This is a genomic window from Streptomyces sp. SS8 (assembly GCF_054072955.1).
In genome coordinates, this window is the sequence record NZ_JBSVCZ010000010.1 from 1 (window position 1) to 14,494 (window position 14,494).

Annotated in this window: 15 protein-coding genes; 6 read left to right on the top strand and 9 right to left on the bottom strand. The window is 74.9% G+C overall.

Translation table 11 applies throughout. The features are described from left to right. From lnt to fxsA, 3 genes are all read left to right on the top strand, one after another. Nucleotides 1-1,636, top strand: a 1,636-nt coding sequence (lnt, locus tag ACW69E_RS11910; RefSeq protein ID WP_457498155.1) for an apolipoprotein N-acyltransferase, incomplete at its 5' end; no start/stop codon positions are given. Then, complete coding sequence (locus tag ACW69E_RS11915; RefSeq protein WP_457498156.1) at nt 1,633-2,403, top strand: polyprenol monophosphomannose synthase; 771 nt, start codon at nt 1,633-1,635, stop codon at nt 2,401-2,403. The genes lnt and ACW69E_RS11915, both read left to right, overlap by 4 nt. 1 nt (nt 2,404) lies before the next feature. After that, nucleotides 2,405-3,046: an FxsA family membrane protein gene (gene fxsA / locus ACW69E_RS11920; RefSeq protein ID WP_457498157.1), complete on the top strand. Its 642-nt coding sequence runs from the start codon at nt 2,405-2,407 to the stop codon at nt 3,044-3,046. A 100-nt stretch (nt 3,047-3,146) separates the two neighbouring features. Here fxsA and ACW69E_RS11925 read toward each other — a convergent pair whose 3' ends face one another. The 4 genes from ACW69E_RS11925 to yczE all read right to left on the bottom strand — a co-directional run bounded on the left by ACW69E_RS11925 (nt 3,147) and on the right by yczE (nt 6,947). Next, nucleotides 3,147-3,524, bottom strand: a complete 378-nt coding sequence (locus ACW69E_RS11925; RefSeq protein ID WP_093656502.1) for an RNA polymerase-binding protein RbpA — start codon at nt 3,522-3,524, stop codon at nt 3,147-3,149. A gap of 265 nt (nt 3,525-3,789) precedes the next feature. Next, a complete protein-coding gene (locus ACW69E_RS11930; protein ID WP_457498158.1) occupies nt 3,790-5,277 on the bottom strand; it encodes an MFS transporter in 1,488 nt (495 codons plus the stop codon). Nucleotides 5,278-5,373: 96 nt separating this feature from the next. After that, nucleotides 5,374-6,159 (bottom strand): glycerophosphodiester phosphodiesterase, encoded by a 786-nt coding sequence (locus ACW69E_RS11935; protein ID WP_457498159.1) that lies wholly within the window; start codon nt 6,157-6,159, stop codon nt 5,374-5,376. Further along, complete coding sequence (gene yczE, locus ACW69E_RS11940; RefSeq protein ID WP_457498160.1) at nt 6,156-6,947, bottom strand: membrane protein YczE; 792 nt, start codon at nt 6,945-6,947, stop codon at nt 6,156-6,158. The genes ACW69E_RS11935 and yczE overlap by 4 nt, the downstream gene beginning before the upstream one ends. Before the next feature lie 98 nt (nt 6,948-7,045). Here yczE and ACW69E_RS11945 point away from each other — a divergent pair, with 98 nt between their 5' ends. Next, nucleotides 7,046-8,593, top strand: coding sequence for an aminotransferase-like domain-containing protein (locus tag ACW69E_RS11945; RefSeq protein ID WP_457498161.1), 1,548 nt, complete (start codon nt 7,046-7,048; stop codon nt 8,591-8,593). Nucleotides 8,594-8,624: 31 nt separating this feature from the next. Here the strand turns inward: ACW69E_RS11945 and ACW69E_RS11950 are convergent, their stop codons facing one another. Next, on the bottom strand, nt 8,625-10,214 hold the full coding sequence (locus ACW69E_RS11950; RefSeq protein WP_457498162.1) for a hypothetical protein: 1,590 nt from the start codon (nt 10,212-10,214) through the stop codon (nt 8,625-8,627). 100 nt (nt 10,215-10,314) lie between these two features. After that, entirely contained in the window at nt 10,315-10,509 is a 195-nt protein-coding gene (locus tag ACW69E_RS11955) for a hypothetical protein (RefSeq protein ID WP_093849355.1), read from the bottom strand. A gap of 209 nt (nt 10,510-10,718) precedes the next feature. On the opposite strand from ACW69E_RS11955, the gene ACW69E_RS11960 reads away from it, so the two are divergent. Both ACW69E_RS11960 and ACW69E_RS11965 read left to right on the top strand, forming a co-directional pair. Next, on the top strand, nt 10,719-11,549 hold the full coding sequence (locus ACW69E_RS11960; protein WP_457498163.1) for a hypothetical protein: 831 nt from the start codon (nt 10,719-10,721) through the stop codon (nt 11,547-11,549). A gap of 51 nt (nt 11,550-11,600) precedes the next feature. Continuing rightward, a complete protein-coding gene (locus ACW69E_RS11965) occupies nt 11,601-12,155 on the top strand; it encodes a DinB family protein (RefSeq protein ID WP_457498164.1) in 555 nt (184 codons plus the stop codon). A gap of 55 nt (nt 12,156-12,210) precedes the next feature. On the opposite strand, the gene ACW69E_RS11970 is transcribed toward ACW69E_RS11965, so the two are convergent. From ACW69E_RS11970 to ACW69E_RS11980, 3 genes are all read right to left on the bottom strand, one after another. Continuing rightward, nucleotides 12,211-13,404, bottom strand: a complete 1,194-nt coding sequence (locus ACW69E_RS11970; RefSeq protein WP_457498165.1) for an FAD-dependent oxidoreductase — start codon at nt 13,402-13,404, stop codon at nt 12,211-12,213. Nucleotides 13,405-13,525: 121 nt separating this feature from the next. Then, a complete protein-coding gene (locus ACW69E_RS11975) occupies nt 13,526-14,110 on the bottom strand; it encodes a TetR/AcrR family transcriptional regulator (RefSeq protein WP_457498166.1) in 585 nt (194 codons plus the stop codon). Nucleotides 14,111-14,188: 78 nt separating this feature from the next. Then, entirely contained in the window at nt 14,189-14,437 is a 249-nt protein-coding gene (locus ACW69E_RS11980; protein WP_457498167.1) for a DUF2277 domain-containing protein, read from the bottom strand. Between the last annotated feature and the right edge of the window lie 57 nt (nt 14,438-14,494).

The following is a 14,494-nucleotide window of genomic DNA, read 5'->3' on the forward strand; positions in this document are numbered from 1 at the left end:
GACCGCGGCGACCGACAGCGGCCACACGCCGTACGGGGCCCGGCCGGCGCCCCGGCTGCCCGTCCGCCTGGCCGGGGCGGTACGCCGCGAGGCGTGGCGCACGGCGGCCGCGGCGGTGAGCGGTGTCGCCCTGGCCGCCGCCTTCCCCCCGTACGGCGTGTGGCCGCTGTCGGTCGCCGCGGTCGCCGTCCTCGCCCTCCTCACCCGGGGGCGTACCGCCCGCCAGGGCGCCTGGCTCGGTCTGGCCATGGGGCTGCCGTTCTTCTTCGTGCTGCTGAAGTGGCTCCATGTGATCGGCTGGGACGCGGTGTTCGGCCTGTCCGTGGTCGAGTCGCTGTTCTTCGTGCCGATGGGCGCCGGGCTGGCCGCGACCTCGCGGCTGCCGCTGTGGCCGCTGTGGGGCGCCTGCCTGTGGGTCGCCGAGGAGTGGGCGCGCGACCGGATCCCCTTCGGCGGCTTCCCCTGGGGACGGCTGGCCTTCGCCGTCACCGACTCGCCGTTCCTGCCGCTGGCCGCCCTGGGGGGCGCCCCGCTGGTGACCTTCGCCGTCGCGCTGACCGGCGGCCTGCTCGCCGCGGCGGCCATCCGGGCCGCGGCGGCCGGCTCCCGTACGGCGCGCCCGGCCCTCGCCGCCGCCGGGGCGGTCGCCCTGGCGGCGGCCGTGACCGCGGCCGGCCTCGCCGTGCCGGTCCGCACCGCGGCGGCCGACACCGTCCGCATCGCCGTCGTCCAGGGCAACGTCCAGCAGCCGGGCATGGACTTCCTCGGCCGCCCGATGCTGATCCTCAACAACCACGTCGAGGCCACCCTGAAGCTGGCCGAGGACGTGGAGGCGGGCCGGGAGGAGCGGCCCGATCTGGTGATCTGGCCGGAGAACGCCTCCGACCTGGACCCGCACCGGTACCCGCAGGCGTACGACGCCATCGACCGGGCGGCGAGGGCCGTGGGCGTCCCCGTCCTGGTCGGCGCCCTCGTCGACCATCCCGAGCGCGAGGGCTACGTCGAGAACCAGGGCATCGTCTGGGACCCCGAGGCCGGTCCCGGAGCCTCGTACACCAAGCAGCACCCGGTGCCCTTCGGTGAGTACGTCCCCTACCGCGACCAGCTCAGCAAGGTCATCACCCGCCTCCAGCGCGTCCCGCGCGACTTCTGGCCCGGCCAGAGCACCGGGGTGATGGACGTCGGCCCCGCCAGGCTCGGCGACGTCATCTGCTTCGAGGTCGCCTACGACGAGATCGTGCGCGACACCGTCAACGACGGCGCCCGCGCCCTGGTGATCCAGACCAACAACGCCACCTACGGCAACACCGGCCAGCCCGAGCAGCAGCTGGTGATGTCCCGGTTGCGGGCCGTCGAGCACGGGCGGGCCGTGGTCACCGCCGCCACCAGCGGCATCAGCGCGGTCGTCGCCCCCGACGGCACGATCGGGCAGCGCACGGAGGAGTTCACGCAGGACGTGGTCACCGCCGACCTCCCGCTGCGCGACGAGACCACCCCGGCCGACCGGATCGGTCCCGCACCGGAGTGGGTGCTCGCTATGGTGGGCCTCCTGTCCTGCGCCGCGGCCTTCGCGACCGGCCGACGGGGGCGGGCACACGGGGTGAACAGGACGGACGAGATGAGGCGGCAGCAGTGAACGAGGCGGGGCAGCGCCGGAAGGATCCGCTCGGCAGGATCCTCGTGATCATTCCGACCTACAACGAGGTCGACAACATCCGGCCGATCGTCACCAGAGTGCGCGCCGCCGTCCCCGAGGCCCACGTCCTGGTCGCGGACGACAACAGCCCCGACGGCACGGGGAAGGTCGCCGACGAGCTGGCGGCCGGGGACGAGCGGGTCGAGGTCCTCCACCGGGAGGGCAAGGAAGGGCTGGGAGCCGCCTACCTGGCGGGCTTCCGCTGGGGCATCGACAACGGCTACGACGTCCTGGTCGAGATGGACGCGGACGGCTCCCACCAGCCCGAGGAGCTGCCCAGGCTGCTGACCGCGCTCAAGGGCGCCGACCTGGTGCTGGGCTCGCGCTGGGTCCCGGGCGGGCGGGTGGTCAACTGGCCGGGCCACCGCAAGTTCCTCTCGCGCGGCGGCAGCACCTACTCCAGGCTGCTGCTGGGTGTGCCCCTGCGGGACGTCACCGGCGGCTACCGGGCCTTCCGCAAGGAGACCCTGCTGGGGCTGGGCATGGACGACGTGGCCTCCCAGGGGTACTGCTTCCAGGTGGACCTGGCCCACCGCGCCGTGCAGGCCGGGTACCAGGTGGTCGAGGTGCCCATCACCTTCGTCGAGCGCGAGCGCGGCGACAGCAAGATGAACCGCGACATCGTCGCCGAGGCCCTGTGGCGGGTCACCGCCTGGGGTGTGAGGTCCCGTGTGAACCAGGCGCTCGGCCGCAGGCACACTGGATGACATGACGACCGGCGCACCGTACCCGTACGAGCCACCTCCGCGGCACTCCCGTCCCGGACCGCAGGGACCGGGATCTCCCGGCACCGGCCCCCGGCGCCGGCCCCGGCGCAGTTTCGTCCCCCTGGGGCTGGCCGCCTTCGTGATCCTGGAGATCTGGCTGCTGACCCTGCTGGCGGACGCCACGAACGGGCTGGTAGTCCTGATCGTCCTGGTCGCGGGGGCGGTACTGGGCGCCGCGGTCGTCAAGCGCGCGGGACGCCGTGCCTGGCGGGGTCTGGTCGAGACCGTCGAGAGCCTCCAGCCGGGCGCCGAGCCCGTGCCGGAGCCGCGGGCCGACCGGGGCGGCCACGGGCTGGCCATGCTCGGCGGCCTGCTGCTGATGCTGCCGGGGCTGATCTCGGACGCGGCCGGGCTGCTGTGCGTCTTCCCGCCGACGGCCGCGCTGCTGCGCCGCGCGGTGGAGCGCCGGCTCGGCGGCCGCGCCGGCCTCGCCCCCGGCTCCCTGGGGGACTCGCTGCGGCAGGCGCGCACGGCGGAGGAGCAGTTCCGCATCCACCGGCCCGACGGCAAGGTGGTGCAGGGGGAGGTCGTGCGCGAGGACGAGCGCGACGCCCGCGGCGGGGAGGGCGGGGAAGCGCGCTAGCCGTTTCGGCGGAGGCGCACACATGGGTGAGGGCCCGACCACCGGCCGGTGGTCGGGCCCTCACCCACGTGCTCCCGCGGCGCGGTGCCGCGTGCCGCCGTCAGGCGGACTTGCGCTTGCTGTCCCGCGGGTGCACGGCGATGTTCATGGTCCCGGAGCGCAGGACCGCCAGCCTCTCGGCCAGCACCTCCTCCAGCTCCTCACGGGTGCGCCGCTCCATGAGCATGTCCCAGTGCGTACGCGCGGGCTTGCCCTTCTTCTCCTCGGGCCCCTCGCCGTTGACCAGGAGCGCCTGGGCGCCGCATACCTTGCACTCCCACTCCGGCGGAATCTCGGCCTCAACCGAGAACGGCATCTCGAACCGATGACCGTTCTGGCATGCGTACTCCACGGCCTGGCGCGGCGCCAGGTCGATACCGCGGTCGGTCTCGTAGCTGGTCACCACGAGTCGCGTGCCGCGCAGAGCTCGCTCACTCATGAATCGTGCCTCCCGGGCTTGTCGCCCACAGGACAGGTGTCGCTGTCGTCGTCATCCGGTCAACGTCCGGTCGGCGGTGAAGATTCCCGATCTGGGACATGCGTCGCCCGTCGTGCCGCTGCCTCGTCGGATACGCGGTACCCGCAGCCGCCCGCTTTGTCACATCCCACAAGGGGCGTAACGTAACGTTCGCCTATCTTTGGCGTGCGGTAACGGTCCATCCGACGAGTTGCAGGCGTACACTACCCGCCCTTCGGCCGATGGCCTAAATCCGATCCGGCGCAACGGCACCCACCGCCGCCACCGCTCGTCTGACCGGTACCCGCAAAAGCAGGACGAAACCCAGAACGAAGAAGATCACCAGGGAGATGATCGCGTCCCGGTAGCTGCCGGTGAGCTGGTAGGTGAGTCCGAACACCAGCGGCCCCAGCCAGCTGGTGCCGCGGTCGCTCACCTCGTACAGCGAGAAGTACTCGGCCTCCTTGCCCGGCGGCACCAGTTGCGCGTACAGCGACCGCGACAGCGCCTGCGTGCCGCCCAGCACCATCCCGATCGCCGCGGCCAGCACGAAGAACCACACCGGCTCGCCCGCGGGCAGCACGTATCCGGCGCCCACCGTGGCCGTCCACGCCACCAGCGAGCCCAGGATCGTGCGCTTGGCGCCGTAGCGCACCGCCAGCCGTCCCAGCAGCAGCGCCCCCACCACGGCCAGGACCTGCACCAGCAGGATCGCGCCGATGAGGGTGGTCTGGTCCATCCCCAGCTCCCCGGCGCCGAAGACCGAGGCCTGGGTGATCACCGTCTGCACGCCGTCGTTGTAGAGCAGATAGGCCAGCAGGAACATCATCGTCAGCGGGTAGCGGCGCAGATCGCGCAGCGTCCCGGCGAGCTGCCGCCAGCCGCCCCGCAGGGACATCCCCCCGCCGGCCGGGCCGGCGGGGGCGTGGGCGGAGGGCCGCTCGCGCAGCCGCCGCAGCGGGATGACCGCGAAGACCGCCCACCACAGGCCCGCCGAGGCCAGGCAGATCCGCACCGCGGTGCCCTCGTCCACGCCCAGCGACTCGTGCCCGAGGAACAGCGCCAGGTTGGCCACCAGCACCAGGGAGCCGGAGGCGTAGCCGAAGGCCCAGCCGCGCGAGGAGACCGCGTCCCGCTCCGCGGGAGTGGCGATCTGGGGCAGGAAGGAGTTGTAGACCACCACGGCCGTGGCGTAGGAGACGTTCGCCACCACCAGCAGCACCCCGCCCAGCAGATAGCGGTCGCCCTCCAGGAAGAACATCCCCGTGGTGGCCGCCGCCCCCAGGTAGGCGAACGCGCCCATGATCGGCTTCTTGCGCCCCGACCGGTCGGCGACCGCCCCGGCCAGCGGCATCACCAGCACCGACAGCAGTACCGAGACGGAGACGGTGTAGGCGAAGTAGGAGCCGGCGCGAACCGGGATGCCCAGGGGGTGGACGTAGCCGGCGCCGTCCGCCGCGGCCTCGGCGACCGAGGTGAGATAGGGGCCGAGGAAGACGGTGAGCACGCTGGTGGAGAAGACGGAGACCGCCCAGTCGTAGAAGTACCAGCCGCGCTGCTCACGGCGCCGCTCGGCGTCCCCGGAGAAGCCCCCCGGACCCTTCGCCGGGGCGCCGGTGCCGCCCGTGCCCTCCGCGCCGCCGGTTCCGCCGCCCGCGCTCCTCGCCGTTCCTCCGGCGTCCCCGGCGTCCCCGGCGTCCCCGGCCCCCGCCACGGTCTCGGTCTCGGTGCCCACCCGCGCCCCCTCGTTCGTCCCGTGCGCGGCGGCGGGCCGCGGGCGGGGGGAGCGGTCCGTGCCGCCCGGTGGCTCCGGCCGTCCGGCCGCCGGACGTCAGATCCAGGCCCCCCGCTCGGCCAGCACCGTGCGCAGTGTCTCGATGTGATCGGTCATGATGCCATCCACGCCCATGTCCAGCAGCGCCCTCATCCGCTCCGGATCGTTGACCGTCCACACGTGCACCTGGAGGCCCCTGCGGTGCGCGTGGCGGACGAACGCCCGGTCCGCCACCGGTATCCCGCCGTGCCGCACCGGGACCTGCGCGCACAGCGCGCCGCGGGCGACCGCACCCGGCAGGCGGTACGAGCGCAGCCGCAGGCCCAGGACGCCGCGCGTGCCCAGCGAGGTGGCCAGCCGCGGGCCCGCCAGACGCCGGGCCCGGGCCACCCGGGACTCGTCGAAGGCCCCCAGGCACACCCGGTCCCAGGCGCCGGCGCGGTCCAGGATCTCCAGCAGCGGGGCGAGGGCCGCGTCCGCCTTGACGTCGATGTTCCAGCGGGCGCGGGGGAAGGCGCGCAGCAGGTCGGCGAAGAGCGGCACCGGCTCGCCGCCGCCCACCCGCACCCGCCGCACCTGCGACCACGGCAGGGAGGCGATCGCCCCGCCGCCGTCGGTGACCCGGTCCAGCGTGGCGTCGTGGAAGGCGACCAGCTTCCCGTCCGCAGTGGCGTGCACGTCGGTCTCCAGATAGCGGTAGCCCAGCTCCACCGCCCGCGCGAAGGCGCCGTGGGTGTTCTCCGCTCCCGGCGCCGCGCCGCCGCGGTGGGCGAAGGCCAGGGGGACGGGATGGTCGAAGAAGGGGTGGTCGGGACGCGGTGCGCGCAGGGCCGGTGCCGTCATGGACGCAGTATCGCGCGACGCCTTCGGCGCCCCTGCGGGCGGTTCGCCGAGCCGTCCCCGGGGCCGCCCGCCGGATCGCCTCCCGAACCGCCCCGTCCGCCTTCCGGTCCGGGGGCGGGTGTGCCGAAGACCCTCAGGAAGAACTGGGAGAGCGGACCGATCGCCAGGGCGTAGAGCACCGTGCCCGCGCCCACGGTGCCGCCCAGCAGGAAGCCGGTGGCCAGGGCGGCCACCTCGATGCCCGTCCGCACCAGGCGCACCGAGCGCCCGGTGACCCGGTGCAGGCCGGTCATCAGGCCGTCGCGCGGGCCCGGCCCGAAGCGCGCCGTGATGTACAGGCCGGTCGCAGCCCCGTTCAGCACCACCGCGCCCGCCAGCAGCGGCACCCGTACCGCGAGCGCGCCCGGTTCCGGAGTGAGGGCCAGGGTGGCGTCCATGGCCAGTCCCACCACGACCACGTTGGAGACGGTGCCCAGACCGGGCCGCTCCCGCAGCGGTATCCACAGCAGCAGCACGGCCGCGCCGGTGATGATCACCACGGTGCCGATGGTCAGCCCGGTGTGCCCGGAGACGCCCTGGTGGAAGACGTCCCACGGGCCGAGGCCGAGATCGGCGCGGACCATCAGCGCCAGGCTGGCCCCGTAGAGCACCAGGCCGGCGTAGAGCCGTACGAGGCGGCGGGCCAGGCGGCCGGGGCGGCGATCAGGACGGTGATCGGGGCGGCGGTCGGGATGCGCGGCGAAGCCGCCTGGATCCCCGGAGCCTGTGAACCCTGTGGAGCCGGACAAGGGGCCGTCCTTTCTGGCGCGTTGGACCGATGCGTGACACTCTGTGGCCTGTAAGCGGTTCCCGGACATGGCCAATCCCGAGAAGGTGGACTCAACCGATGGCTCAGTGGACCTCGGCGGTCGGAGCACCTCAGCTCGCCCGCCTCCTGTCCTCCCACCGCACCGAGGCGGACGGAGCGCGGCGGACGCCCGCCTACCGGGCCCTCGCCGACGGAGTGCGCCTGCTGGTGCTGGAAGGCCGCGTCCCCGTCGCCGCCCGGCTGCCCGCCGAGCGGGAGCTCGCCGCGGCCCTGTCCGTCAGCCGCACCACCGTGGCCGCCGCGTACGAGGCGCTGCGCGGCGACGGGTTCCTGGCCTCGCGCCGCGGCGCGGGGAGCTGGACGGCCCTGCCCGCCGGCAACCCCCTGCCGTCGGGTGGACTGGCGCCCCTGCCCCCCGACGCCGCCGGGACCATGATCGACCTGGGGTGCGCCGCCCTTCCCGCCCCCGAGCCCTGGCTCACCCGCGCCTTCCAGGGTGCCCTGGCCGACCTGCCTCCCTACGCCCACACCCACGGCGACTACCCGGCGGGGCTGCCGGTCCTGCGTCAGACCCTGGCCGACCGCTACACCGCCCGCGGCGTCCCGACGATGCCCGAGCAGATCATGATCACCACCGGTGCCATGGGCGCGGTGGCCGCGATCCGCGCGCTGTTCGTGCCGCGCGGCGAGCGCGTCGCCGTCGAGCACCCCTCGTACGCCAACGTGCTGCGCCTGCTGAGCGAGTCGGGCGCCCGGCTGGTGCCCGTCGCGATGGGCGAGGGCCTCACCGGCTGGGACCTGCCCGCCTGGCGCCGGGTGCTGCGGGACGCCGCGCCGCGGATGGCGTACGTCGTCGCCGACTTCCACAACCCCACCGGCGCGCTGGCCGGGGAGGAGCAGCGCCGGGAACTGGTGGCCGCCGCCCGGGCCGCGGGCACCGTGCTGGTGGCGGACGAGACCATGGCCGGCCTCGACCTCGACGCCCCGCCCGGCGAGCCGATGCCCCGCCCGGTCGCGGCGTTCGACGCGGGCGGCTCCACCGTTGTCACGGTCGGCTCGGCCAGCAAGGCCATCTGGGCGGGGCTGCGCATCGGCTGGATCCGGGCCGCGCCCGAGACCATCCGCAGCCTGGTCGCGGCCCGTGTCTACGCGGACCTGGGCAGCCCCGTGCTGGAGCAGCTCGCCGTCGCCCGGCTGCTGACCGAGGGCGGCGGTCCGGGCGGCGGACAGGGCGACGGACGGGAGGGCGGGGGCAGCGGCTGGGACCGGGCCATGGAGGTCCACCGGGAGCGGGCCCGGGAGAACCGGGCCGCCCTCACCGAGGCCCTGCGCGAGCACCTCCCGGACTGGGGGTTCACCGTCCCGCGCGGCGGCCTCACCCTGTGGGTGCGCACCGGTGACCTGTCCGGTTCGCGGATCGCCGAGGCAGGCGAGCGGCTGGGGGTGCGCGTCCCCTCCGGGCCGCGCTTCGGGGTGGACGGCGCGTTCGAGGGCTATGTGCGGCTGCCGTTCACGGTCTCCGGCCCCGTGGCCGCCGAGGCGGCGGCCCGGCTGGCGGCGGCCGCGCGGCTGGTCGCCGACGGTCGGAGCGCGGGCGGCGACATCCCGCGCAGCTCCGTCGCCTGAAGCGCCGCGCGCCCCGCCGCCGGGCGGAGCCTCAGTGGAGCGCCCGCCGGGCCGCGGCCCTCGGCGGACCGGCCACCGGCTCCGGCAGCAGCTCCAGGACCGCCCGCCGCTGCGGCTCGGCCGCCTCCTGGTCGAAGGGATCGGGGGCGGCGGGCACCTGGAGGCGGTGCACCGGCCCCGAGCCCAGCCGGGCGTAACCGCGCCCCGCGGGAACCTGGGGCGGCGCGGTGGTCGAGGGCGCCTCGCCGAGCACGGCCCGCACCTCCTGCGCGGTCGCCGCGCCGAGCACCACCCGCGCCCGGGTGTACGCGCGGACGGCCTCGGTCAGCTCCCCCGCGCCTTCGAACTGGTCGGCCAGCGCCACGGTCACCCGCACCGCGCGCCCGTACCGCAGGGGCACCTGGAGCAGGTCCTGCGGATCGCGCTGCCCCTCGGCACGGGCCAGGTGGCTGAGGACCGAGGGCCGGTCCACCAGTACCCACAGCGGGCGGCAGACGTCCTCCGGCGCGTCCCGTCCGGTCTGGCGGACCCGGTTGGCGGCCAGCAGCCTGCGCTCGGTCTCCCGCACCACCCACTCCAGCGCCGACAGCGCGCCGGCCGGGGTGGACTCCACCGCCCGCACCCTGCCGCGTCCGGCCAGGAACGCGTACTCGCCCGCCCCGCCGCCGTCCACGACCAGCACCTCGCCCTGTCGCAGGGCCTGGAGGGCGACCGACCGCAGCAGCGTGGTCGTCCCCGACCCCGGGTGGCCCAGCGCCAGCAGGTGCGGCTCGGTGGAGCGCGGGCCCGTGCGCCACACGACCGGAGGCACGTCCAACCGCTCGCCGCCCTCCGCGACCACCGGCACCGTGCGGGGGACGGTGTGGAGGTCGGTGAAGCCCAGCACGGTCTCGCCGGGTGCGGTGACGAAGCGCTGCGCGCAGACGCCGGAGGGCAGCGGCGGCAGCGCGGTCAGGGCGAGCTCGCCCACCTCCTCGTCCCAGGAGAAGTGGTACTCCCGGCCCCGGCCGACCTTGGCGCACAGCAGTTCTTGCAGGTGGGCGCGGGAATCCGGGTCGTCGTCGCCGAAGTGCGGTGGGTAGCGCAGCCGCAGCCGTGCCAGCCGCCCCTCCTCGGCGAACGCGAAGCCGGTGAAGGCCCGCCGCCAGTCGCCGTCGTGGGCGTAGAGCGGCTGCGGGCGGGGGTCGTCGGCGAGCGAGAGATGCGGCACCAGCGCTTCGTAGAGGGTCTGCAGCCGTGCGCGCTCGGCCTCGCCCGGCTCGCCCCCGGCGGCGTCCGGGGACCGGTCGCGGCCCTGCCAGAGCGCGGCGCCCGCCAGCGTGACCGCCCCCAGCAGCGGCCCGTACGGGGCCAGCCACAGTGCCAGCAGGCAGGCGGCCACGGTGAACAGCACCGGGCCGCGCCGCTCCCGGGGGGTGCGCTCCCAGCGGCGCCGTCCCGCGGAGGCGAGACGGCCCAGACCGCGGGCGGCCACGGCCGGCAGGTGCAGTACGTCGAGGGCGTGTTCCGCGGCCACCCGCCGCAGGTCCCGCCCGCGGACCGGCGGGGCGGCGCCCGGTGCGGGATGGGGGTGGGAAGCGTGCAGCGGGGTGAGTGCCGGGGGATAGGGCCGCCAGGCCACGCCGAATCTCCTGCCGTCCGGAGCCCTGGGGCTCGAAGTCCTGCGGGTCGTGGGTGCGGTGGTTCCGGTGGGTGTACCGGGGGAGCCGGGGAGGGGCTTTTCAGAAGGGGATGTTCCCCAGGAGGTTGGCGAGGGTGTCCCCGCCCGCCTGGATGCCGGGTGCGATCGCCGATCCCGCCAGGTAGAACCCGAAGAGCGCGCACACGATGGCGTGGGAGAGCTTGAGGTTGTCCTTGCGGAAGAACAGGAAGACGATCACTCCGAACAACAGGACACCGGAGATCGACAGCACCATGGGTCAACTCCCTGTGTGGCGATGGGTTTGTCACCGTGTGTCCCTCAAGCTTCACAGAGCGTCCGGGGCGCCGAAAGCGGCGGAAGAGTGATATCAGCACATTTCCTCTGCTCCGCCCGGGGTACCCCGTCCGGAGGGAGGGGGCGGCCGGTCCCCGGAGGCCGGGAGGTAGCTTCTCGGGAGCCGACACGCGACAGGGAACGGGAACCATGCGTCACAAGCCCGCACTGCTCTACGTCACCGACCTCTCCTACGAGGCCCGGGGCCGCCGCTACGGCGACGAGGACGTCCGCCTCTCGGCCCGGCTGCGCCAGGACTTCCGGATCGCGCTCTGCCACCCGCGCGACGCGGCGGTGCTGATGGACGCCTTCGACGCGGTCGTGGTGCGCAACAGCGGCCCCGTGCTGCACCACCGGGACGCCTGGGAGGACTTCCGCGCCCGGGCGCTGGAGCGGGGGAGCAGGGTCTTCAACGAGCTGTCGGGCAGGGCGGACATGGTCGGGAAGCGGTATCTGACCGAGCTGAGCGCGGCGGGGGAGCCGGTCATACCCACCGTCGACCGCCGCGAGGACCTGGACCGGCTGCCGCCGGCGGCCGAGTACGTCGTCAAGCCCGAGCTCGGCGCCGACTCCATCGGCCTGGAGATCGTCCCCGCGGAGCGGCTGGCACACCTCGCCCTCGGGCCGGGCGCCGGCCTGCTGGTCCAGCCGAGGGTCGACTTCCGCCACGAGGTCTCTTTCTACTTCGTCGACCGCTCGTTCCAGTACGCCCTCTACGCCCCCGACCCCGCGCGGCGCTGGGAGCTGGAGCCGTACGCCCCCACGGCGGACGACCTCGCCTTCGCACAGCGGTTCGTGGACTGGAACGCCATCGACCACGGCATCCAGCGGGTGGACGCCTGCCGTACGGCGGAGGGGGAGCTGCTGCTCGTGGAGCTGGAGGACCTCAACCCCTACCTGTCGCTGGACCGGGTGGACGCCGGCACGGGGGAGGCGTTCGCCGCCGCGATGACCGCCTCGCTGCACGCCCTGCTGGCCTGAGGCCGCTCCGGGCTCTGCTCCCGGGCCGTGTGCGGCGGCTAGGGTCGCCGTATGACGGACACGACGGGCACCGTGAACACCGCGGACGCGGGCGGTACGGCGAGCGCGGCGGAGGGGCCGCGCGGCGACGTGCGGCCGCCGGAGGTGGAAGCCGGTGAGCGGACCACTTTGCTGGCCTTCCTCGACTATCTGCGGGACGCGGTCGCGGCCAAGGCCGCCGGTGTGCCGGACGAGGCGGCCCGGGCGGCGGGGGTGCCCTCCGGGACGAGTCTGCTGGGGCTGGTCAAGCATCTGACGGCAACCGAACACAACTGGTTCGCCTGGGCGTTCGCAGGTGAGGGGGACGCCCCCGCGGACGACGGCGCGCCGCCCGCGCCCGGGGAGACGGCCGGAGAGATCCTGCGCGCCTACCGGGAGGCCGCCGGGCGCTCGAACGCCATCGTCGCAGCCTGCGACCGGCTGGACCGGCCCGGGGTGCGGTCGCTGCGCGAGGCCCCGCCGCCGACCATGCGCTGGATCCTGGTGCACATGATCGAGGAGACCGCCCGGCATGCGGGCCACGCCGACATCCTGCGTGAGCACATCGACGGCTCGACGGGCCGCTGACGGCTGGGAGCGGTACACGTCGGCGGGTACTGAGGGCCCTCGCCCGCAGGCCGGGTCAGGGGCGGAGCCCGGCCAGTTCGGCGGCGAGCCGGGCGCGCCAGGCCGGGACGCGGCCCAGCAGCCGCAGCGTCATGTCGCGGCCGGCGCGGACGGGCAGGGAGCGGGCGGTGACCGCCCGGGTGAGGCGGTCGGTGAAGGTGATGACGCGTTCGGCCGCCGGGCGCCGCTCCCGTTCGTAGGCGTCCAGCCGGGCATCCGGGTCCGCGCCGCGGAGGAGGATGTCGGCCAGCGCCCGCCCGAGGGCGCCGGCGTCCTGGATGCCGATGTTCATGCCCTGGCCGCCGGCGGGGCTGTGGACGTGGGCGGCGTCGCCGGCCAGCACGATCCGGCCGGCGCGGTAGCGGTCGGCGATCCGGTGGTGGACGTGGAAGCGCGAGCCCCACAGCACCTCGCCGACCCGTCCCTGCCCGCCCGCGCGCTCGTCCAGCACCCGCTGGACGAGCGCGGCGTCCGGTTCCCCGGGCGCCTCGGGCACGGCGGCCACCAGACGGAAGACGTCCCCGGGCAGAGGTGCCACCAGGACCGGTCCGTCCGGGCCGAACAGCATGGACACCTCCTCGCGGCCGGGCCGCCAGTCCATCCGCACGTCCGCCAGTACGAAGGACTGGGCGTAGCGGCCGCCCCGGTAGCCGATGCCGGCGGCCTCCCGGACCGTGCTGCGCATCCCGTCGGCGCCGACGGCGTACGCGGCCCGGACCGTCTGTGTCCCCCGCGGACCGTCCACCGTGACGGTCACCCCGCCGGGCTCCTGCCCGAGGCCGGTCACGGTGTACGGGCGGCGTACCGGGGCGCGGTCGCCGGAGAGGGCGCGGACGCGGCCTTGCAGCACGGCCTCGGTCTCGTGCTGCGGGAGCATCAGTGCGTAGGGGTACGGGGTCGGCAGGCCGTCGAAGGAGACGGTCGCCAGCCGGTGCCGTCCCCGGCTCACACCGAACCGCGTCACCCGCAGACCGCGTTCGACCAGCGGAGCGGTGGCCCCCACCGGCTCCAGCGTCTCCAGGGTGCGGGCGTGGACGACCCCCGCGCGCGAGGTGCCCGCGCCCTGCGGCAGCCGGTCCAGCAGGAGGAAGGCCACGCCGGCGGAGGCCAGGTGGGCGGCCAGGGCCAGGCCGGTGGGTCCGGCGCCGACGATGACGACGTCCGTCCGTCCGGGGAGGGCGGGGGTGGTGGCTTCGGCGGTTCCGCTCATGGGGCAGCACCTCTTCCGTTTGATGCCAACGGTTGTTGGCCAACGTCTGGTGTCAGGATGGCTCGCCGGACGGCATCGAGTCAACAGATGTTGGCCAACGGGTGTTGGCATGTGAGGTGCGTCAGGGCGACTCCGCCGTCAGATAGCGCTGCACCGTCGGCGCCAGCCAGGCGACGGCCTCCGCCCGCGGCATCCCGGCGGCGGGCGGGAAGCGCAGCACGTACCGGCTCACGGCCATGCCCAGGATCTGCGAGACCACCAGGGCCGCGCGGGCCCCCGCCCGCTCCGGATCGGGGCAGACGGCCGCCACCGCGGGCGCCACCTGCTCCTGGAAGACCGCCCGCATGCGCTCGGCGCCCGCGGGGTTGGTGACGCCGACGCGCAGCAGCGCGTTCAGCGTCTCGTCCTCCTCCCAGCGCTCCAGGAAGTGCCCGACCAGCACGGCCCCGGCCTCCTCGCGGGGCACGGCGGCCAGGTCGGGGAGGCGCAGGTCGAACTCGCTGGCCGCCGCGAACAGTCCCTCCTTGTTGCCGTAGTACCGCATCACCATCGAAGGATCGATGCCCGCGTCCCGGGCGATGGCGCGGATGGTGGCGCGCTCGTAGCCGTCGGAGGCGAAGCGCTCACGGGCCGCCTCCAGGATCGCGGCCCGGGTGGCGTCGGAGCGGCGGGGACGGCCGCCGGAGGCGGTGTCGGTCGGCTGCATGGCGGCGAGTCTAGGCCAACGCCCGTTGGCCCCCTCTTCCGTCCGGGGAGCAGGGGGCCGGGAGGCCGGGCGGGGAGGTCAGGAGCGGGACGGAGGCTCCCCGGGCGGCCGGGCGCCGCCCCGGCCGCGTACCTCAAGGTCGTCCAGGAGTTCCCGGGTCGCCTCCGCCACCGCCTCGACGGCACGCTCGAACGCGGCGCGGTTGTGGGCGGCGGGCGCCCTGAAGCCCGAGACCTTGCGGACGTACTGCAGGGCGGCGGCGCGGATGTCCCCGTCGCTCACCTCGGGCGCCATGGGCGGTCGGAGTGTCCTGATGCTGCGGCACATGCCCCCAGTGTGGCGCGTGTCCGGCCCGGCCGGGGGTACCGGGGAGAGACACCGGAC